This window comes from Streptomyces roseolus (assembly GCF_014649855.1).
Lineage (GTDB): Bacteria > Actinomycetota > Actinomycetes > Streptomycetales > Streptomycetaceae > Streptomyces > Streptomyces roseolus.
The window spans coordinates 91,895-111,578 of sequence record NZ_BMTV01000017.1 but is presented as its reverse complement, the minus strand read 5'-3'; the positions used below and the strand labels follow the sequence as shown (position 1 = coordinate 111,578).

General features: G+C 72.7%; 15 protein-coding genes. 3 read left to right on the top strand and 12 right to left on the bottom strand.

Annotated elements, in window-relative coordinates:
* Positions 1 to 145: 145 nt before the first annotated feature.
* The 4 genes from IE245_RS21105 to IE245_RS21090 all read right to left on the bottom strand — a co-directional run bounded on the left by IE245_RS21105 (position 146) and on the right by IE245_RS21090 (position 6,654).
* A complete protein-coding gene (locus tag IE245_RS21105; protein WP_189949877.1) occupies positions 146 to 1,594 on the bottom strand; it encodes an outer membrane protein assembly factor BamB family protein in 1,449 nt (482 codons plus the stop codon).
* Positions 1,595 to 1,672: 78 nt separating this feature from the next.
* A complete protein-coding gene (locus IE245_RS21100) occupies positions 1,673 to 2,656 on the bottom strand; it encodes an EamA family transporter (RefSeq protein WP_189949875.1) in 984 nt (327 codons plus the stop codon).
* Between the two features lie 89 nt (positions 2,657 to 2,745).
* Entirely contained in the window at positions 2,746 to 4,299 is a 1,554-nt protein-coding gene (locus tag IE245_RS21095; protein WP_189949873.1) for a PucR family transcriptional regulator, read from the bottom strand.
* Positions 4,300 to 4,425: 126 nt separating this feature from the next.
* Positions 4,426 to 6,654, bottom strand: coding sequence for an ATP/GTP-binding protein (locus IE245_RS21090; RefSeq protein ID WP_308436623.1), 2,229 nt, complete (start codon positions 6,652 to 6,654; stop codon positions 4,426 to 4,428).
* 413 nt (positions 6,655 to 7,067) lie between these two features.
* Between IE245_RS21090 and gabT the strand changes: the two genes are divergently transcribed.
* Both gabT and IE245_RS21080 read left to right on the top strand, forming a co-directional pair.
* The gene (gabT, locus tag IE245_RS21085; protein ID WP_189949869.1) at positions 7,068 to 8,402 is read left to right on the top strand and encodes a 4-aminobutyrate--2-oxoglutarate transaminase; all 1,335 of its coding nucleotides are present in this window, start codon (positions 7,068 to 7,070) and stop codon (positions 8,400 to 8,402) included.
* Between the two features lie 323 nt (positions 8,403 to 8,725).
* The gene (locus IE245_RS21080) at positions 8,726 to 9,238 is read left to right on the top strand and encodes a phosphatase PAP2 family protein (protein ID WP_373305363.1); all 513 of its coding nucleotides are present in this window, start codon (positions 8,726 to 8,728) and stop codon (positions 9,236 to 9,238) included.
* Here the strand turns inward: IE245_RS21080 and IE245_RS21075 are convergent.
* The 8 genes from IE245_RS21075 to IE245_RS21040 form a co-directional block, all read right to left on the bottom strand.
* A complete protein-coding gene (locus tag IE245_RS21075) occupies positions 9,204 to 10,964 on the bottom strand; it encodes a chitinase (protein ID WP_189949980.1) in 1,761 nt (586 codons plus the stop codon). The genes IE245_RS21080 and IE245_RS21075 overlap by 35 nt on opposite strands.
* 169 nt (positions 10,965 to 11,133) lie before the next feature.
* Positions 11,134 to 11,616, bottom strand: a complete 483-nt coding sequence (locus tag IE245_RS21070; protein ID WP_189949865.1) for a bifunctional DNA primase/polymerase — start codon at positions 11,614 to 11,616, stop codon at positions 11,134 to 11,136.
* A 132-nt stretch (positions 11,617 to 11,748) separates the two neighbouring features.
* A complete protein-coding gene (locus IE245_RS21065) occupies positions 11,749 to 13,167 on the bottom strand; it encodes an NAD(P)/FAD-dependent oxidoreductase (RefSeq protein WP_189949863.1) in 1,419 nt (472 codons plus the stop codon).
* A 37-nt stretch (positions 13,168 to 13,204) separates the two neighbouring features.
* Positions 13,205 to 13,999 (bottom strand): ABC transporter permease, encoded by a 795-nt coding sequence (locus IE245_RS21060; protein WP_189949862.1) that lies wholly within the window; start codon positions 13,997 to 13,999, stop codon positions 13,205 to 13,207.
* Positions 13,999 to 14,928, bottom strand: coding sequence for an ABC transporter permease (locus tag IE245_RS21055; protein WP_189949860.1), 930 nt, complete (start codon positions 14,926 to 14,928; stop codon positions 13,999 to 14,001). The genes IE245_RS21060 and IE245_RS21055 overlap by 1 nt, the downstream gene beginning before the upstream one ends.
* Positions 14,925 to 16,091: an ABC transporter ATP-binding protein gene (locus tag IE245_RS21050; RefSeq protein ID WP_189949858.1), complete on the bottom strand. Its 1,167-nt coding sequence runs from the start codon at positions 16,089 to 16,091 to the stop codon at positions 14,925 to 14,927. Before IE245_RS21050 ends, IE245_RS21055 begins: the two co-directional genes overlap by 4 nt.
* Before the next feature lie 56 nt (positions 16,092 to 16,147).
* Positions 16,148 to 17,395 (bottom strand): ABC transporter substrate-binding protein, encoded by a 1,248-nt coding sequence (locus tag IE245_RS21045; RefSeq protein ID WP_189949856.1) that lies wholly within the window; start codon positions 17,393 to 17,395, stop codon positions 16,148 to 16,150.
* A gap of 50 nt (positions 17,396 to 17,445) precedes the next feature.
* The gene (locus IE245_RS21040) at positions 17,446 to 18,960 is read right to left on the bottom strand and encodes a gamma-aminobutyraldehyde dehydrogenase (protein ID WP_189949854.1); all 1,515 of its coding nucleotides are present in this window, start codon (positions 18,958 to 18,960) and stop codon (positions 17,446 to 17,448) included.
* 175 nt (positions 18,961 to 19,135) lie between these two features.
* Here IE245_RS21040 and ybiA point away from each other — a divergent pair, with 175 nt between their 5' ends.
* Entirely contained in the window at positions 19,136 to 19,684 is a 549-nt protein-coding gene (gene ybiA, locus IE245_RS21035; RefSeq protein WP_189949853.1) for a riboflavin biosynthesis intermediates N-glycosidase, read from the top strand.

Genomic DNA, 19,684 nt, shown 5'->3' with positions numbered 1-19,684 from the left:
ACGTTTGTCCGTGGTGGAGTGGTGGACCCGTCGGTCTGTCCGCTTCGGCCGAAGAGGCGGTACGGGGCGGTGCCGTCGGCGCTCCGCGTGCGCGAGGAGGGCCGGTGCCGTCAGCGCTCCTCGTACGCGAGGAGGGCCGGTGCCGTCAGCGCTCCTCGTACGCGGTGAAGGGCCGGACGTACCCCTCGGTCCTGGCGAGGATCAGTCGCCCCTCGGGGCCGGGGAGGACGTCCTGGAGGTCGCCGGTGGAGGAGGCGACCGAGTCGGGGAAGGTGCGCAGGTCGCGCTCGTCGCCGGTGTCGGCGTCGAGGACCACCAGCCCGTCCTCGGCGGAGGAGCCGTAGAGGTCGACCGGCACGGTGACCCGGCCCCCGGCGATCCCCAGGCCGAGGGCGTCCTCGCCGCTCTCCAGCCGGGCCCGCCACAGCCGCCGGCCGCTGCGCAGGTCGAAGGCGCTGACGGTGTCCTGGAAGACGGACCCGATGAGGTACAGGCGCCCGTAGGCGACCTTCGCCACGGCCGGCCGGTCGCCCTCGAAGTCGTCGTTGATCCCTCCGGAGGCGATACGGCCCTGGGGGCGCCCGTCGGCGGAGAAGGAGAGGAACGAGTCGGAGCCGCTCTCGTCGAGGCTGTCGACGCGCACCACCACCGGGTCGGCGGAGAGGAACTCCGAGGCGTTGGCGATCGGCTGGACGCGCCGCCGCTCGTCGAGCTCGGTGGTCCAGCGGTGCGTGCCGTTCGCCGGGTCGAAGGCGGCCAGCCGGATGTCGTCGCGGTCGCAGACGAGGAGCGCGAGGACCTGGCGCTCGGCGGCGGCGGCGCGGTACGGCACGCACCCCTTCGGTATCCGGGCGGTCCAGCGGGGCTTGCCGGTGCGCAGGTCGAGGGCGCGCAGGGCGCGGTCCGGGCGGACGGAGCCGGGGCGCTCGCCGGCCCAGGAGTACGGCCAGTCGGGGTCCTCGTCGCGGACGACGGCGAGGCCGCCGCCGACGGCGACGAGGTCCCGCTCGTCCTGGATCTCGTCGGTGGCCGCGACGCGGGTGGTGCGCCACAGCTCGCGTCCGTGCCGGAGGTCGAGGGCGGTGACGGTGGTGCAGCCCTCTCCTCCCTCCGCTCCGCCCGGGAGGTCGGGGGTGCCCTGGGCGATCAGGACGACGTCGCCTGCGGCGGTGCGGCTGACGGAGCAGAGGGCGGCGCCGTGGTCAGGCTCGTGGCGCCAGCGCCGGGCGCCGGTGCGGGCGTCGTAGCCGGTGACGCCGTCGGCGCGGGCGGCGGCGACGGTGTCGCCGGAGGCCCAGGAGGCGTTGCCGGAGTCCGAGGGGCGGTTGTCGTCGTCCGGGGTGTTCCAGACCTCGCGCAGGGAGTCGCCGGGGAGGTGGCCCTGGTCGGCGAGGATGCCGACGGTGATGCCGGCGAGGACGGCGAGGAGGAGGCCGCCGACGACGGCGTACCGGACCGCCCGCGAGGCGGGGCCGGGCGTGCCGCCGTTCCGCGTGCCGCCGTTCGCCGTCCCGTTCTTCCCGCCGCCGCCCGCCTTCCCCTTCTTCCCGCCGTCGCCGCCCGCTCTGCCGGCCGCCTTCGTCGCCGTGGCCATCCGGATCCCACCCCTGTCGCCGTGCTCACGTCCACTGGATACGAGGGATCAGGTTAGGGCCGGGGCGGCCTGGACCCGTCATCTCCTCCGTTCGGTGGAGACGATCAGGCAGACGGCGGCCACGACGATCGCGCCGCCGAGGAGGATCGGCCAGGTCAGGGCCTCGCCGAGGATCAGCGTGCCGAGCAGCACGGCGACGACCGGATTGACGTAGGCGTAGGTGGCGGCGAGCGAGACGGGGGCGGACTGGATCAGCCAGGCGTACGCGGTGAAGGCGATCAGCGAGCCGAAGACGATCAGGTAGCCGAGGGCCACCCAGGAACCGGTGGCGACCTCGCCCGGGTCGAAGCCGCGGTGCTCGCCCCGGAGCAGGCCCACGACGACGCCGCCGACGCCGCCGGCCAGCATCTCGTACACGCTGGCGGTGAAGGGGTTGGCGGGCATCGGGAGGCGCGCGGAGGAGACGGTGCCGGCCGACCAGAGCAGGGCGGCGAGGAGGACGAGCAGCACGCCGCCGATGCCGACCTCGCCGCTGAGCCCGGGGACGGTGAGGACGGCGAGGCCGCCGAGGCCGATCAGCACGCCGCCGTAAGCGCCGAGCCCGGGGCGCTCGCCCGCGGCGGTGCGCAGCAGGACGACGAAGACGGGGACGGCGGCGATGAGGAGGGCGGCGAGGCCGGAGGGGACGGTGGTCTCGGCGAGGTTGACGAGCCCGTTGCCGCCGAGGATCAGGAGGAGGCCGACGAGGGCGGCGGAGCCGAGCCGGCGCCGGTCCACCTTGAGGGCGGCGGGGCCGTGGCGCCAGGCGACGAGCGCGGCGAGGAGGAGCCCGGCGACGATGAAGCGGGAGCCGGAGGCGAGGAAGGGCGGGATGGTCTCGACGACGAAGCGTATGCCGAGGTAGGTGGAGCCCCAGACGACGTACACGATGGCGAGGGCGGCCCAGACGGCCCCGCCGATGCGGCGGGCGGGGGCGGGGGCGGCGGTGTCGGGGAGGGGCGTGGGGCCGCCGGCGGCGGGGGGAGCGGAAGCGGGGTCGGGAGCGACGGCAGGGCTTGTCATGAGCAGGAGATTAGGGAATCGCCCCGCTTCCGACCAGGAATTCTGCCCGCGACCGGGCAGGCGCGGGCGGATCCGCGGGAAGCCCGGGGCTACTGCCCCTCCTCCCCCGTCGCCTTGAGGGCCAGCCACAGCTCCATGCGCACGTCCGGGTCGTCCAGCGAGCGCCCGAGGATCTCCTCGACGCGCCGCATCCGGTAGCGCAGGGTGTGCCGGTGCACCCCGAGGTCGGCGGCGGCGGCGTCCCACTGCCCGTGCCGGGAGAGCCAGGCCCGCAGGCTGGCGACCAGGTCGCCGCGGCCGGTGGCGTCGTGCTCGCGCAGCGCCCGCAGCATGCCGTCGGCGAAGGCGCGTACGGCGTCGTCGGCGAGGAGCGGCAGGACCGAGCCGGCCGCCAGGTCCTCGTGCTCGACGAGGGCGCGGCCGCGGCGGCGGGCCACCGACAGGGCCTGTTCGGCCTGCCGGCACGCGGCGGCCGCGGTGCCGGGGCCGGCGGGGGCGGAGAGGCCGATGACGACGCCGGCGTCCTCGGCCTCGCGTGCGGCGTATCCGGCGCAGGCGGCGACGACCGCACCGCCGTCGCCGGCGAGGACGAGGAGCCGCTCCTCGCCCTCGGGCACCGTGAGCACGGCCTCGCCGGCCCGGGCGGCGGCGGCCTCCAGGGCCTCGGCGAGCACCGGGAGCGGGGGCTCGGGCGACTCGCCGGCGGAGCCGGGTTCGGCGACGAGGATCCGGAAGGGGGCGTCGAGGAGGCCGCCGTAGACGTCGCCGGCGACGGTGCGGGCGTGGTCCGGCTGACCGGCGAGCATCAGGCGCAGCACGGCGGCGCCGAGGCGGTGCTCGGCGGCCTGGAGGGAACGGGAGCGTTCGGTGGTGAGGGTGAGCAGGGCGATCGCGGAATGGACGGCGTACCGCTCGGCGGTGCCCAGGGGGGCGGCGGTGCCGACCGCGAGGGCGCCGCGGACCCGGCGCCCGGTCCCCAGGGACTGCAGCTCCACCCGGTCGTCCGTGCCGCCGACGACGGCGCTGGCGGGGGCGGGGCGTTCGCGCAGCCGCTCGACGTCCGGGGTCAGCCGGGCGGCGCGACGGGCCGCCCACTCGGGCGAGACGGCGACGACCGTCCCGGCGGTGTCGTAGAGCGCGGCCCAGCCGTCGACGTGCGCGGCGAGCCGGGCGACGACCGCGTCCGGGCCCTCGGCGAGGGCGGCCCGGGTGAGCTCGCGCTGCGCCTCGAAGCCGGCGGTCACGGCCCGGTACTGGTCGGCGGCGATGGCCGCGGAGACGGCCTTGCTGATGGCGAGGAAGGGAGTGCGGCGCGGCACCTCGAGGAGCGGCAGGTGCTCGGCCCGGGCGGCGTCGAGCAGCGCGCCCGGGATCTCCTCGTAGTTCACCCCCACGGCGAACCCGAGCCCCACGACGCCCGCGCCGAGCAGCCGGCGCACGTACCGCCGCATCGCCTCCGGGTCCTCGGCGTCGAGCGTCAGGCCGGTGGTGAGCAGCAGCTCGCCGCCCTCCATGTACGGCACGGGATCGGCCAGCTCGCTGACGTGCGCCCACCGGACGGGCGTGTCGAGACGGTCCTCACCCGCCCGGGCCAGGAGCCGGAGCGCGGAGTTGTGGACGAGCGAGGCGAGGGTGGGCGGCATCGGGAACCGGCGGACCTTACGAGCGGAGGCCGGAGCGCGAGAACCGCACCCGGCGGGGGAACGCCGCTGGGGAGCGCGGCCCACCCGATTGTGCCAGGCCCCCCGGCCCGCCGCGCGGGGCCGGGTTCAGGCGCGGAGGTCGACGAGGAGGGGGGGCGTGCTCGCCCCGTCGACGCCGGTCAGCGAGACGACGGCGTGACCGGGCGGCAGGGAGTGCGCGAGCTCGGAGGCGGACCAGCGTTCGCGCTCGACCCTCTTCAGGGTGACGGCGTCGGTCGTGACGGCCTTGCCGGTGACCCGCTTGCGCAGGGCGTGCAGGGCCCGGGTCATGGGCTGGTCGGCGAAGACGGTGTGGTGGGCGACCTCCTCGGTCTCCACCCATTCGGTGCCCCACGCCTCCGCGAAGCCCCGGCCGTCCCAGGTGGTGACGCCCGCGAGGGCGGCCCGGCAGCCGACGGCCGCGAGCAGCGGCCCGTGCAGTGGCTCCGGCACGTCGCCGAGGGTCCGCAGGCCGAGGACGACGCCGGCGTCGTGGGTGCGCAACCGCTGGAGGGCGCGGACGGTGCCGCCCGTGAGCGCTCCGGTGGCGTCGTCCAGGACGAGGCCGGCGAAGTGGCTGCGGCGCTTCGTGGCGCGGGCGGCGGCCAAGAACTGGGCGAGGACGAGACGCGCGAGCAGCCGGGAGGCCTCCTCGTGACCGTGCTCGGGCAGTTCGACGCGGACCCGCAGCGGATGGTGGGCGACGGCGTTCAGCGCGAAGGGCTGCGCCGCGCCCGTGCCGGCGCCGAAGAAGTCCGCGAAGGCGGGACGGTCGAGGAGGGCGAGCCGGTCGGCGAGGAGCGGGCCGGGGTCGGCGGGACCGCCCGCCTGCCGGATGCGGCCCTCCAGTTCGCGCCGCATGGCGGCGGCCTCGGCGGGCAGCCGGTCGCGCAGGACGGTGAGCTGTCCGGGACCCGCTTCCAGGAGCTCGCGCAGGACCGGGACCGTGGGGAAGGTCCCATGGACGGTCCGGTAGGGGCCGAGGAGCTGGGCGAGGACGGTGACGGCGCGGCGCTGGTCGAGCGACTCGACGTCGCCGGCGAGGCCTTCCGCGAGCAGGGCGGCGGCCTCGTCCGGTTCGGTGAGCCCGCCGTAGAGGTCCAGGTCATAGGGGGAACCGGGGTCGCCGAGCCGGACCACCACGTCGTACGCGCCGTCCGGCCCGTACGGGGTGGTGGGGCCGCCCACGGCGACGACGGCGCACGTGCCGGTGAGCGCCTGGAGGGCGAGGGCCTCGGCGGCGGCGACGACGAGGCCCCCGGCGGGGGCGCCGGCGGTCGGTCCCACGACGAGCAGGGAGGTGCCGAGTGCGGCGGGGTCGAGCGCGACGCCCGCGCCGCGGTAGGCGGCCGGGTTCCGCTCGGCGGCCACGGCCCGCCCGATGCGCACCTGGCCGAGCATCAGGTCGTGGGCGGCGGTCCGGCGCGGCAGGTCGCGGTCGCCGGAGGGGTGTGCCCAGGCGGCCGCCCCCTGCCGCATGACGGTGTCGACGAATCCCGCGAGTCCGCGGGCGTCGTCCCGGTTCTTCTCCCACTGGCGCCGGATCCGCGCGACGTCCACCTCGTTCATCCGCCCGGCCAGCACCTCCGCCGCCAGCAGATCGGCCACCTGCCACTGCCCGGCCTCCCGGGGGCCGGGCCAGGTGGAGGGAGGGGCGGGGGCGCCGGGGGCGGGGGCGGCGGGGCGGCGGGAGGCACGCCAGGCCCGGAGGACCCCGCTCCAGTCGCCGACGCGGGCGAAGGGCCAGAGCACGCCGACGGTGATGAGCAGGGTGAGGAGGTAGACCGGGACGGTCGTGATGATGTCGTAGCCGCCGCCGAGGAGCGCGAGGAGGGAGAAGAAGGGGGAGGCGATGGGCAGCGGGTCCCAGCCGACGAAGGGAAACCATTCGGGCCAGACGAAGGTGAGGGTCACGATCCCGGCGCCGGCCGTCAGCGCCGCCCGGGCGGGCGGCCCGTACGGCTCCAGCAGATGGCGTACGACGGTGCCCCAGGCTCCGAGCCGGGCGACGGCGAAGACGATCGCGCCGAAGACGACCCCGCTGTACACGATGTGCGCCTCGACGCCATGCCAGTCGCGGGCCGTGGTGGTACCGGCGTACCACCAGTCCTCGGGGGTGAGGACCTGGAGCGGGACCCACAGGTAGGGAACCCCTCCGCGGCGCCAGACGGACCACAGGATCAGGGCGATGGCGACGGGGATGAGGAGCCCGGCCAGGGTGACGGGAGCGAGCCGGCTCCGCTCGCGGGGCGAGGCCTGCGGCACATGGCGGAAGCGCCAGATGCCCGGGGCGGCCTCGGGGCGGGGCGCGTCCATCCATTCGGCGATGACGCTGCGGGGCCCCGGGGCCCCGGCCGGCCGGGGAGGGACGGCGGAGGGCGCGTGGGCGGGCGGCGGAGGCACCGGCGGAGCCGCCGGGCGCGGGACCGCCGCCCCCCTCGTGTCGCGTGACTCGTACGTGCCGTCGGTCTCCATGAACCCCTGCCCCCTGACCAGCCAGGTCGCCGCGTCTGTGCCAGCGTCAATCTAGTGGGCCAGGGGCTTCCCGGGAGGGTTTCGGGGGCGGCTCCGGCACCGGGGCGTCGAAAGACGGCCATCAGGACGGCCTGTCCATCCCGTCCAACGACACGCCTCCAACACTCCCGATCGGCGCATGCCTGGAGCCCTCCCCCGCGCCTAGCCTGCGGAGGAAACCCGCAAGAGCGTCCAGAACACCCCAGGAGCCCCGCATGAACGCTGTCCCGCAGGAGCGGCGCGTCGTCACCGCCATTCCCGGTCCGAAGTCGCAGGAGCTTCAGGCTCGCCGGCTGGACACCGTCGCCGGGGGCGTGGGCTCCACGCTGCCCGTGTTCACCAAGCGCGCGGGCGGCGGGATCATCGAGGACGTCGACGGCAACCTGCTGATCGACTTCGGGTCCGGCATCGCCGTGACGTCCGTGGGCGCCTCCGCCGAGGCCGTCGTGCGCCGCGCCACCGCGCAGCTGCAGGACTTCACCCACACCTGTTTCATGGTGACGCCGTACGAGGGCTACGTCGAGGTCTGCGAGGCGCTGGCCGAGCTGACCCCGGGCGACCACGCCAAGAAGTCCGCGCTGTTCAACTCGGGCGCCGAGGCCGTCGAGAACGCCGTCAAGATCGCCCGTTCGTACACCAAGCGCCAGGCCGTCGTCGTCTTCGACCACGGCTACCACGGCCGTACGAACCTCACCATGGGCATGACGGCGAAGAACATGCCGTACAAGCAGGGCTTCGGTCCGTTCGCGCCCGAGGTGTACCGCGTGCCGGTGGCCTACGGCTACCGCTGGCCCACGGGTGCCGAGAACGCCGGTCCGGAGGCCGCCGCCCAGGCGATCGACAACATCGTCAAGCAGATCGGCGCCGACAACGTCGCCGCGATCGTCATCGAGCCGGTCCTCGGCGAGGGCGGCTTCATCGAGCCGGCCAAGGGCTTCCTGCCGGCGATCGTGAAGTTCGCCAACGACAACGGCATCGTCTTCGTCGCCGACGAGATCCAGGCCGGCTTCTGCCGCACCGGCCAGTGGTTCGCCTGCGAGGACGAGGGCATCGTCCCGGACCTCATCACCACCGCCAAGGGCATCGCGGGCGGTCTGCCGCTCGCCGCCGTCACCGGCCGCGCCGAGATCATGGACTCCGTCCACGGCGGCGGCCTCGGCGGCACCTACGGCGGCAACCCGGTGGCCTGCGCCGGTGCGCTCGGCGCCATCGAGACGATGAAGGAGCTGGACCTCAACGGGAAGGCCAAGCGCATCGAGGAGGTCATGAAGGCCCGCCTCACCGCGATGCAGGAGAAGTTCCCGGTCATCGGCGACATCCGCGGCCGCGGCGCCATGATCGCCATCGAGCTCGTCAAGGACCCGGAGACGAAGGAGCCGGCCGCCGAGGCCGCCGCCGCGCTCGCCAAGTACTGCCACAACGAGGGCGTCCTCGTCCTCACCTGCGGCACCTACGGCAACGTGCTGCGCTTCCTGCCGCCGCTGGTCATCGGCGAGGACCTGCTCAACGAGGGTCTGGACGTCATCGAGGCGGCGCTCGCCGCCCTCTGACGGACGCTTCGGCGCAAAGAGTGAAGACTCTGTGGGGGGCCGATGGCGGGACGCGTTTCCCGCTGTCGGCCCCCCGTCGCGTGCCGTACGGTCGTCCCCAGATGAGAGAAACCCCCGGGGCGGAGCATCCCCAGCCCCGCCCGGACCGTGCCGAAGCGCACGCCACCGGAGCCTCGTGCTCCGGGACTCCTCACCGATCGGACGGCCGCCCGCCCCACACCCCCCGGGGCGCGCGGCAGCCCGGTCCTCCCGGCCGCCCCGGAACCACCCCCCCTGTTCCAGGGCGGCCGGCTCTCTTCTCGGCGCTCGTCGCCCTCGCCGTCGTGACCTGGCAGGTGCTCGTCCACGGCCCCTTGGCCAGGCTCGACGAGCGGGTGTCCCGTTCCCTCGTGGACACCGTCCCCCGGTGGCTGAGCGAACTCGCCTCCGACCTCGGCAATCTGACGGTCGCCCTGCCCGTGCTCGCCTCCGCGATGGCGTACGCCTTCTTCCGCGGCCGCCGGCGGCAGGCCCTCTTCGCCGGTCTCGCCATGGCCGCCGTGCCGCTCCTGGTCGTACCGCTGAAGGAGTGGACGGCCCGGCCCGGACCCCTCGAACCCTGGGCCCACGGCTACTACCCGTCCGGTCACACGGCGACGGCCATGGTGGCGTACGTCGGCGCCGCCTGGCTGGTCTCGCGACGGCTCGTCCCCGTCGCCGCCGCGCTGACGGCGGTGACGGGGGCGGGCCTTGTCCTGCGGGGCTTCCACTGGCCGCTGGACGTGGTGGCCAGTGGCTGCCTCGGTTTCCTGATCCTCGGGATCAGCTCCACTTGTACGCGTCGAAGTTCCGGCTGAACTCCCACTGGTTGAAGCGGTCCCAGTTGATCGACCAGGTCATCAGGCCGCGCAGCGACGACCAGGTGCCGTGGGTCTGGTAGGTGCCGCAGTTCTGCTTCTTCGTGAGGCAGTCCAGGGCCTTGTTCACCTCGGCGGGGCTGGTGTGGCCGTTGCCCGCCTGGGTGGAGGCCGGGAGGCCGATGGCGACCTGCTCGGGGCGGAGCCCCGGGAAGAAGCGCTCGCTGTTGCCGGCGACCGGGAAGCCGGCGAGCAGCATGTCGGTCATGGCGATGTGGAAGTCGGCGCCGCCCATGGAGTGGTACTGGTTGTCCAGGCCCATGATGGGGCCCGAGTTGTAGTCCTGGACGTGCAGCAGGGTGAGGTCGTCGCGCAGGGCGTGGATGACCGGGAGGTAGGCGCCGGCGCGCGGGTCCTGGCCGCCCCAGGGGCCGGAGCCGTAGAACTGGTGGCCGAGCTGGACGAAGAAGGTCTCCGGGGCCATGGTGAGGACGAACTTCGCGCCGTACTTGGCCTTGAGGGTCTTGACCGCCTGGATCAGGTTGACGATCACCGGCGACGTCGGGTTGCGGAAGTCGGTGTCGCCGTTCTGGAGCGAGAGCGAGTGGCCCTCGAAGTCGATGTCGAGGCCGTCGAGTCCGTACTCGTCGATGATCTTCGAGACGGAGGAGACGAAGGCGTCGCGGGCGGCGGTGGTGGCGAGCTGGACCTGGCCGTTCTGGCCGCCGATGGAGATGAGGACCTTCTTGCCGGCGGCCTGCTTGGCCTTGATCGCCGCCTTGAAGTCCGCGGGGGACTCCACGGTGGGGCACTCCGTCGCCGGGCAGAGGTTGAAGCGGATGTCGCCGGAGGTGACCGAGGTCGGTTCGCCGAAGGCGAGGTTGATGACGTCCCAGGAGTCGGGCACGTCGGCCATGCGGGTGTAGCCGGAGCCGTTGGCGAAGCTGGCGTGGAGGTAGCCGACGAGGGCGCGGGCGGGCAGTTCGCCGCCTCCGCCGCCGCCGCCGGAGGTCGTGGTGGCGGTGACGGCCGCGGACCGGGCGGACTCGCCGGCGCTGTTCACGGCGGAGACCTGGAAGCTGTACGCGGTGCTCGGGGTGAGGCCGGTGGCGGTGTAGGAGGTGCCGGTGGCCGTGCCGACGGCGGCGCCGCCGCGGTAGATCCGGTACGAGGTGGCTCCCGCGACGGCGGGCCAGCTGAGCGGCACCGAGGTGGACGTCGGGCTGCCGGCGGTGAGGCCCGTGGGGGTGGCGGGTGTCTCCACCGGGGCGCCGCCGGGGCCGTACAGGGAGAGGTCGTCGGCCTGGTAGGCGGGGGTGCCGTACCAGCCGTGGGTGTAGACGGTGACCGAGGTGGTGGTGGCACCGGTGGTGAAGGTCTTGCTGAGCTTCTGCCAGTCCGGGGCCGACTGGGTCCAGGCGTGACCGTCGGTGGTGCCGGTGCCGGTGCCGGTGACGCCGAGGTACACGTAGCTGCCGCGGACCCAGCCGCTGAGAGTGTAGGCCGAGTTGGGCTTCACCGTGATGGTCTGCGCGCACTTGGCGTTGTCGCTGCCGGCGGGGGTGGCCTGGAGGGCCTTCGTCCCGCCGTGCACGGGTGAGGAGACGACGGCGCCGCTGCCGGCCGTGCAGCTCCAGCCGTCCAGGCCGGCCTCGAAGCCGCCGTTGCGGGCGAGTTCGGAATCGGCGGCCCGGGCGGCCGGGGAGAGGGCGGCGAGCCCGCCCATGGCGAGCGCGCCCGCCAGGAGCAGGGTGAGGGGTCTGGTGCGGTCCACGACTGCCTCCGGGGGTGGGGGATCGGAGTGGAGCGCGCCACAGCATGGTCCAGACCAATCGAGTGGTCAAGACCTCTGCACGGGGGAGGGCGTGGGAACGGGGGCGCGCACGGGGATGGGGTCAGGAGGCGCCGCCCCCGCGCGGCTCCTCCTGCGCGAGCGCGCCCGCCGCCTCGTGCATGGCCAGTTCGAGCAGCGGGGCGTCGGTGAGGGTGCCGAGCCCGTCGGGCGCGACCAGCCAGCGCGCGGCGCCGGTGAGGCGCCCCGGGTACGGGACGACGATCCAGGTGCCGGGGCCGGCGCCGCGCACCCCGGTGCCGAGCCAGCGGGCGGTGGTGCCGGGCGGGACGAAGAAGCCGATCCGGGCGTCGCCGAAGTCCGCGAGGACGGGTCCGGGGCGGTCGACGAGCCTGGTCAGGACGGAGAGGGTGGCACGGCCGAGCGCGCCCGGCAGGATCAGGACGTCCCAGCGCCGGCCGGCGGGCAGCAGGGCGATCCCGTGCGGGTTGCGCTCCCACTCCCACCGGCAGGCTTCGGGATCCGGTGCGACCGCGGCCAGCCACTCCACCGCGGCCTTGACGCCGGGGGCCCCCGTAGATGTCATCGTGCGAACTCCTCTCCGTGGGGACGCGCGGAGGTGCGCGTCCACTCGGAGAGAGCGCGGGGGGTCCCGGCTCTTACGCGGGTTTCCCCTCCCGTGAGGTGTGACCTGCATCACACCTCACGGGGAGGGGGGTCAGCTGTCGAAGCCGAGGCCCAGCTTGTCCATCGCCTTCAGCCAGAGGTTCCGCCGGCCGCCGTTGGCGTCCGCGCGGGCCAGCGACCACTTGGTGATTCCGATGCCGGCCCAGGCGATCGGCTCCGGCGGGAACGGCAGCGGCTTGGAGCGGACCATGTCCAGCGAGGTGCGCTCGGTGCGCTGCCCGGAGAGCAGGTCCAGCATCACCTCGGCGCCGAAGCGGGTGGCGCCGACGCCGAGGCCGGTGTAACCCGCCGCGTACGCCACCTTCCCCTGGTGGGCGGTGCCGAAGAAGGCCGAGAAGCGCGAGCAGGTGTCGATCGCGCCGCCCCAGGCGTGGCTGAAGCGGAGGCCCTCCAGCTGCGGGAAGCAGGTGAAGAAGTGCTCGGCCAGCTTGAGGTACGTCTCCGGGCGGTGGTCCATCTCCGCCTGCACCTTGCCGCCGAAGCGGTAGACGGCGTCGTAACCGCCCCACAGGATCCGGTTGTCGGCCGTGATCCGGAAGTAGTGGAACTGGTTGGCGGAGTCGCCGAGGCCCTGCCGGCCCTTCCAGCCGACGGCGGCGAGCTGCTCCTCGCTCAGCGGCTCGGTGACCAGCGCGTAGTCGTACACCGGGACGGTGTAGTGGCGCAGCCGCTTGACCAGCGACGGGAAGACGTTGGTGCCGAGGGCGACCCGGCGGGCGGCGACCCGGCCGTACGGGGTGCGGACGGCCATGCCGGCGCCGGCCGCCACCAGGTCGAGGCCCGGGGTGTTCTCGAAGATCCGCACGCCGAGGTCGAGGCAGGCCCGCTTGAGGCCCCAGGCGAGCTTCGCCGGGTGGAGCATGGCGACGCCGTCGCGGTCCCACAGGCCGCCGCGGAAGGTCGGCGAGTTCACCTCGGCCCGGACGGCGTCCTGGTCGAGGAGGGTGAGGCCGTCGGCGAGGCCGAGCCGTTCGGCCTCCTCGTACCACTCGTGGAGCTCCTCCACCTGGTACGCCTCGGTGGCCACGTCGATCTCGCCGGTGCGCTCGAACTCGCAGTCCAGCGCGTAACGGGTGACGGCCTCCTCGATGGCGTCGAGGTTGGCCGCGCCGAGCCGCTCCAGCTTCGGCAGCTCGCCCGGCCAGCGGGCCAGGCCGTTGCCGAAGCCGTGGGTGAGGGAGGCGGCGCAGAAGCCGCCGTTGCGGCCCGAGGCGGCCCAGCCCACCTCGCGGCCTTCGATCAGCACGACGTCCTGGGAGGGATCGCGCTCCTTGGCGAGGAGCGCGGTCCACAGTCCGCTGTATCCGCCGCCGACGACGAGGAGATCGCACTTCTCGGTGCCGGTGAGGGCGGGCAGGGCGCCGGGCTTGCCGGGGTCTTCCAGCCAGAAGGGGACGGGCTGGGCGTCGGAGAGAGATTGTGCAGCGAGACGCATGGCGACTGGGGCCATGGTTTCCAACTCCTTCGGTGCCTGAGACGGCCTTCGCTCAGGCTGTTGCTGTTTTCTTGCGCCGGTTCGTGATGATCTGCCCGGCCACGACGATCAGTACCGCGAGGACGAACATCGCGGTGCCGATCACGTTGATCTGAACGGGGGTTCCTCGCTGTGCCGAGCCCCAGACGAACATGGGGAAGGTCACGGTGGAGCCCGCGTTGAAGTTGGTGATGATGAAGTCGTCGAACGAGAGCGCGAAGGCGAGCAGCGCGCCGGCGGCGATGCCGGGCGCGGCGATCGGCAGGGTGACCCGCAGGAAGGTCTGCGCGGGCCCCGCGTAGAGGTCGCGCGCGGCCTCCTCCAGGCGCGGGTCCATGGACATGACCCGGGCCTTGACCGCCGTCACGACGAACGACAGACAGAACATGATGTGGGCGATGAGGACCGTCCAGAAGCCCAGCTCGATCCCCATGTTGAGGAAGAGGGTGAGCAGCGAGGCGGCCATGACGACCTCGGGCATCGCCATCGGCAGGAAGATCAGCGAGTTGATCGCGCCGCGCGCCCGGAAGCGGTAGCGGACGAGCGCGAAGGCGATCATGGTGCCGAGGACGACGGCGCCGACGGTGGCCCAGGCGGCGAGCTGGAGCGAGAGCGTGAGCGACTCGCACAGGTCGGCGACGCCGCAGGGGTCCTTCCAGGCGTCGAGGGAGAACTGCTGCCAGGAGTAGTTGAAGCGCCCGTTCGGCTTGTTGAACGAGAACGCCATGACCACGACGTTCGGCAGGATCATGTACGCGAGCGTCAGCAGGCCCGCGATGACGACGAGGTTCTTGCGCAGCCAGGTCATCAGACGAGGTCCTCCGTTCCGGCCTTGCGGATGTAGACGGTGACCATGAACAGCACGATCGCCATGAGGATGAAGGACAGGGCGGCGGCCGTCGGGTAGTCGAGGACGCGGAGGAACTGCGACTGGATGACGTTGCCGATCATCTTGGTGTCGGTGGAGCCGAGGAGTTCGGCGTTGACGTAGTCGCCGCTCGCCGGGATGAAGGTGAGCAGGGTGCCGGAGACGACGCCGGGCATCGACAGCGGGAAGGTCACCTTGCGGAAGGTGGTCGCCGGGGAGGCGTAGAGGTCCTGCGCGGCCTCGTGCAGCCGGCCGTCGATCCGCTCCAGGGAGGTGTAGAGCGGCAGGATCATGAACGGCAGGAAGTTGTACGTGAGGCCGCAGACGACCGCCATCGGGGTGGCGAGGACCCGCTCGCCCTCGGTGAAGCCGAGCCAGCTGGTCACGTCGAGGACGTGTAGCGCGCCCAGCGCGTCCACGACGAGGCTGTCGTCGGCGAGGATCGTCTTCCAGGCCAGGGTCCGGATGAGGAAGCTGGTGAAGAAGGGCGCGATCACCAGGACGAGCAGCAGGTTGCGCCAGCGGCCGGCCTTGAAGGCGATGAGGTACGCGAGCGGGTAGCCCAGCAGCAGGCAGAGCACGGTCGCGGTGCCCGCGTACAGCAGCGAGCGCAGCAGCTGCGGCCAGTACTCGGCGAAGGCGTCGACGTACGTCCGGAAGTGCCAGGTGACCTGGAAGCCCTCTTCGAGGGAGCCGGTCTGCACCGAGGTGGAGGCCTGGTAGACCAGCGGCAGCGCGAAGAAGACGACCAGCCAGAGGATGCCGGGGAGCAGCAGCCAGTAGGGGACGAGCCGCTTGCGGGCCGGAGGCTTGCGCAGAACCGGTTCCTCGACCGGTCCCGGCGCCTCCTTGGTCAGGGTGGTGCTCACGAGGCGTCCTCCACCGTCTCCACGCCCGCGGCGCCCACTGTCCCGGCGAGCAGGGACTGGTCCGCGTCGAGCCCGAAGGTGTGGGCCGGGTTCCAGTGCAGGACGACCTCGGCACCCGGGACCAGCCGGGCGTCGCGTTCGATGTTCTGCTCGTACACCTGGAGCTCCGCACCCGCCGGCGAGTTCACCACGTACTGGGTGGAGACGCCGATGAAGGAGGAGTCGACGATCCGGCCGGTGACCCGGTTGCGGCCGTCGGCGATCGAGCCCGCGTCGTCGGCGTGCGCGAGCGAGATCTTCTCCGGGCGGACGCCGACGAGGAGCTTGCCGCCCCGGCGGACGGCGTCCGTACAGCGGTCGCCGGGGACCTCGAGCTTGCCGCCGCCGGCGGTGACGACGACGTCGGAACCGGTCTCGACGACCTCGGCCTCGATGAGGTTGGAGGTGCCGAGGAAGTTGGCGACGAAGGTGGTGCGCGGGTTCTCGTACAGGTCGGCGGGGGCGCCGAGCTGCTCGACCCGGCCGCCGTTCATCACCGCGACCTGGTCGGCCATGGTCATGGCCTCCTCCTGGTCGTGGGTGACGTGCACGAAGGTGATGCCGACCTCGGTCTGGATCCGCTTGAGCTCCAGCTGCATCTGGCGGCGCAGCTTGAGGTCGAGGGCGCCGAGCGGCTCGTCGAGGAGGAGCACCTGCGGGTGGTTGATGAGGGCGCGGGCGACGGCGACGCGCTGCTGCTGGCCGCCGGAGAGCTGGTGCGGCTTGTGCTTCGCCTTGTCGCCGAGCTGGACGAGCTCCAGCATCTCGTCGACCTGCTTCTTCACCGACTTGATGCCGCGCCGGCGCAGACCGAAGGCGATGTTCTCGGAGATGTCCATGTGCGGGAAGAGCGCGTAGGACTGGAAGACGGTGTTGACCGGGCGCTTGTAGGGCGGCAGGTCGGTGACGTCCCGGTCGCCGAGGAAGACGCTGCCGGCGGAGGGGTCCTCCAGGCCGGCGATCATGCGCAGGGTGGTGGTCTTGCCGCAGCCGGAGGCGCCGAGCAGGGCGAAGAAGGAGCCCTGCGGGACGGTGAGGTCGAGCGGGTGGACGGCGGTGAAGGAGCCGTAGGTCTTGCTGATCCCGGTGAGTCGGACGTCGCCGCCGGTGGTGTTCTCAGTCATGGGTGTGCGGTCCCGGATCTTCGTGGCTTCGTGGCCTGGTGACGGTGGACGACGGCTCAGGCGCCGATGAGCTTGGCGAACTTCTCCTCGTACGCCGTCTCCTCCTCGCTGCTCAGCGAGCGGAAGGCGCGCGACTTCTTCGCCATGGCCTTGTCCGGGAGGATCAGCGTGTTGGCGGCGAGCTCGGGGTCGATCTTCGCCAGCTCGTCCTTGACCCCGTCGACGGGACAGACGTAGTTGATGTAGGCGGCGAGCTGGGCGGCCACCGGGAGCTCGTAGTAGTAGTCGATGAGCTTCTCGGCGTTGGCCTTGTGGCCGGCCTGCGTGGGGACGAGCAGGTTGTCCGTGGACGTGATGTACCCGGCGTTGGGGATGGCGTACTGGATGTCCGGGTTGTCCGCCTGGAGCTGGATGACGTCCCCGGCCCACGCGAGGCAGGCGGCGAGGTCGCCCTTGTCGAGGTCGGAGGTGTAGTCGTTGCCGGTGAAGCGGCGGATCTGCTTCTTGTCGACGGCCTTCTGGAGGCGGCCGACGGCCGCGTCGTAGTCGGCGTCGGTGAACGTGCCCGGGTCCTTGCCCATGTCGAGCAGGGTCATGCCGACGGTGTCGCGCATCTCGGTGAGGAAGCCGACCCGGCCCTTGAGCGCGGGGTCGTCGAGGAGCTGGCTGACCGAGTCGACCTTCCTCCCGCCGGTCGCCTTCACGTTGTAGGCGATGACGGTGGAGATGCCGGTCCAGGGGTACGAGTACGACCGGCCCGGGTCCCAGTCGGGGCGGCGGAACTGCGCGGAGAGGTTGGCGTAGGCGTTGGGGAGGTTCGCCGGGTCGAGTTTCTGCGCCCAGCCGAGGCGGATGATGCGGGCGGCCAGCCAGTCGGTGACGCAGATCAGGTCGCGGCCGGTGTCCTGTCCGGCCGCGAGCTGCGGTTTGATCTTGCCGAAGAACTCGACGTTGTCGTTGATGTCCTCGGTGTACTTGACCTTGATCCCGGTGCGCTTCGTGAACGCCTCCAGGGTGGGGCGGGACTTCTCGTCCTCGCTGACGTCCATGTACTCGGTCCAGTTGGAGAAGCTGAGGGTCTTCTCCTTGGCGGACCGGTCGGTGGACGCCGGGCCCTGGCCCTCCCGCTTGGCCGGCGGGATGCCGCAGGCCGTGAGGCCGGCGAGGCCACCGACCGTCAGCGCGCCCACGCCGCCGGCCCGCAGCAGCGAACGGCGGCCGAGGGCACCACGGCCGCTCGTCATGCTGCGCCGGATCGCCGCGAGCTGGGCGGCGGACAGGCTGTCGGGCTCGTACTGCTCCATGCGCTGTGCCCTTTCGGGATGGTTGCGCCGCTGGTCGGGCGGCGGATCGGCTATCGGTCCCCGAAGATCGTGCGGTGCCAGTCCTTGGCCGCCACCGCCGTGTTGTCGAACATCACATGCTTGACCTGCGTGTACTCCTCGAAGGAGTAGGCGGACATGTCCTTTCCGTAGCCGGACGCCTTGTATCCGCCGTGCGGCATCTCGCTGATGATCGGGATGTGGTCGTTCACCCAGACGCAGCCGGCCTTGATCTCGCGGGTGGCCCGGTTCGCCCGGTAGACGTCGCGGCTCCAGGCGGAGGCGGCGAGGCCGTACGGGGTGTCGTTGGCGAGCCGGATGCCCTCGTCGTCGGTGTCGAAGGGCAGGGCCACCAGGACCGGTCCGAAGATCTCCGACTGCACGACCTCGCTGTCCTGCGCGGCGCCGGTGATCAGGGTGGGACGGTAGTATGCGCCGTTCTCGAGCTCTCCACCAGGGGCTTCGCCTCCGGTGACGACGGTCGCGTAGCCGCGGGCCCGCTCGACGAAGCCGGCGACGCGGTCGCGGTGGACGTGGGAGACCAGCGGGCCGAGGTCGGTGGCCGGGTCGGCGGGGTCGCCGAGCCGGACGGTCTCCATCAGTTCCGCGACCCGGGCGACGAAGGCGTCGAAGAGGGGGCGCTGGACGTAGGCGCGGGTGGCGGCGGTGCAGTCCTGGCCGGTGTTGATGAGGGAGGCGGCGACGGCACCGTGGGCGGCGGCCTCCAGGTCGGCGTCGTCGAAGACGACGAAGGGGGCCTTGCCGCCGAGCTCCAGGTGGAGCCGCTTCACGGTGGCGGTGGCGACCTCGGCGACCCTCTTGCCGACCGCGGTGGAGCCGGTGAAGGAGGTCATGACGACGTCGGGGTGGCCGACCAGGTGCTCGCCCGCCTCGCGCCCGCTGCCGGTGACGACGTTGACCACGCCGTCCGGGATGCCGGCGTCCTTGGCCGCCTCGGCGAACATCAGCGAGGTGAGCGGGGTCAGTTCGGCCGGCTTCAGGACGATGGTGTTGCCCGCCGCGATCGCCGGGAGGATCTTCCAGGCGGCCATCTGGAGGGGGTAGTTCCAGGGCGCGATGGAGCCGACCACGCCGATCGGCTCGCGCCGGACGTACGAGGTGTGGTCGCCGGAGTACTCGGCGGCGGACTGGCCCTGGAGGTGGCGGGCCGCGCCGGCGAAGAAGGCGGTGTTGTCGATCGTGCCGGGCACGTCGAACTCGGTGGTGAGCCGGATCGGCTTGCCGCACTGGAGGGACTCGGCGCGGGCGAAGTCCTCGGCCCGCTCGGCGAGGATCCCGGCGAGGCGGTGCAGGGCGTCGGAGCGCTCACCGGGGGTGGCGCCCGCCCAGCCGGGGAAGGCGGCCTTGGCGGCGGCCACGGCCTCGTCGACGTCCGCGGGGGAGGCGAGCTCGTAGGTGTACACGCTCTCGCCGGTGGCCGGGTCGACGACGCTGTGCGTCCGTCCCGAGGTCCCGGCGCGGAGCTTTCCGCCGATGTACTGCGCGCCGTCCGCGAAGCGGTCCGTCACCTGGAAGCGGTTGCCCATGACGCTCTCCGTTGTCCCAGCTCGAATTGAGTGCCGATCCTGACAGAGGGATACGACCCGAACAAGTGATTCCGTTGTTGCCTTTTGGTTACTCGACGGAATCGGTCGACCAAGTGTCGAGGTCGCGGGAAAATCTCCGTACGGTCTGTCGCTCGCGGATGTCAGACTCCCGTGCATGATGACCGTCGAAGAGCTGACGCAGCAGGTCAGCAGGGGTGAGAAGGTGAAGTGGCTGCACTTCTGGGGCCACCGGCCGGCCCCGGACGGACGGCTCACCCAGAGCTGTCTGAGCCAGTGGTGGCCGTCGCCCTTCGAGGTCGGCGGCGTACGGTACGCCACGGCCGAGCACTGGATGATGGCCGGGAAGGCGCGCCTCTTCGGCGACGCCGAGGCGGAGCGGACGGTGCTCGCCGCCCGCACCCCGGCCGAGGCGAAGAACGCCGGCCGGCTGGTCCGCGGCTTCGACGAGACCGTGTGGGCGCGGGAGCGCGCCGCGATCGTGGTGGCCGGCAGCGTCCACAAGTTCGCCTCGGACGAGGGGCTGCGGGGCTTCCTCCTCGGGACCGGCTCCCGGACGCTCGTGGAGGCGAGCCCGCTGGACCGGGTCTGGGGCATCGGCCTGGCCGCCGGCGACCCCGGCGCCCACGACCCGGCCCGCTGGCGCGGGCTCAACCTCCTGGGCTTCGCCCTGATGGAGGCCCGGGAGCGGCTGCGTACGTCCTGA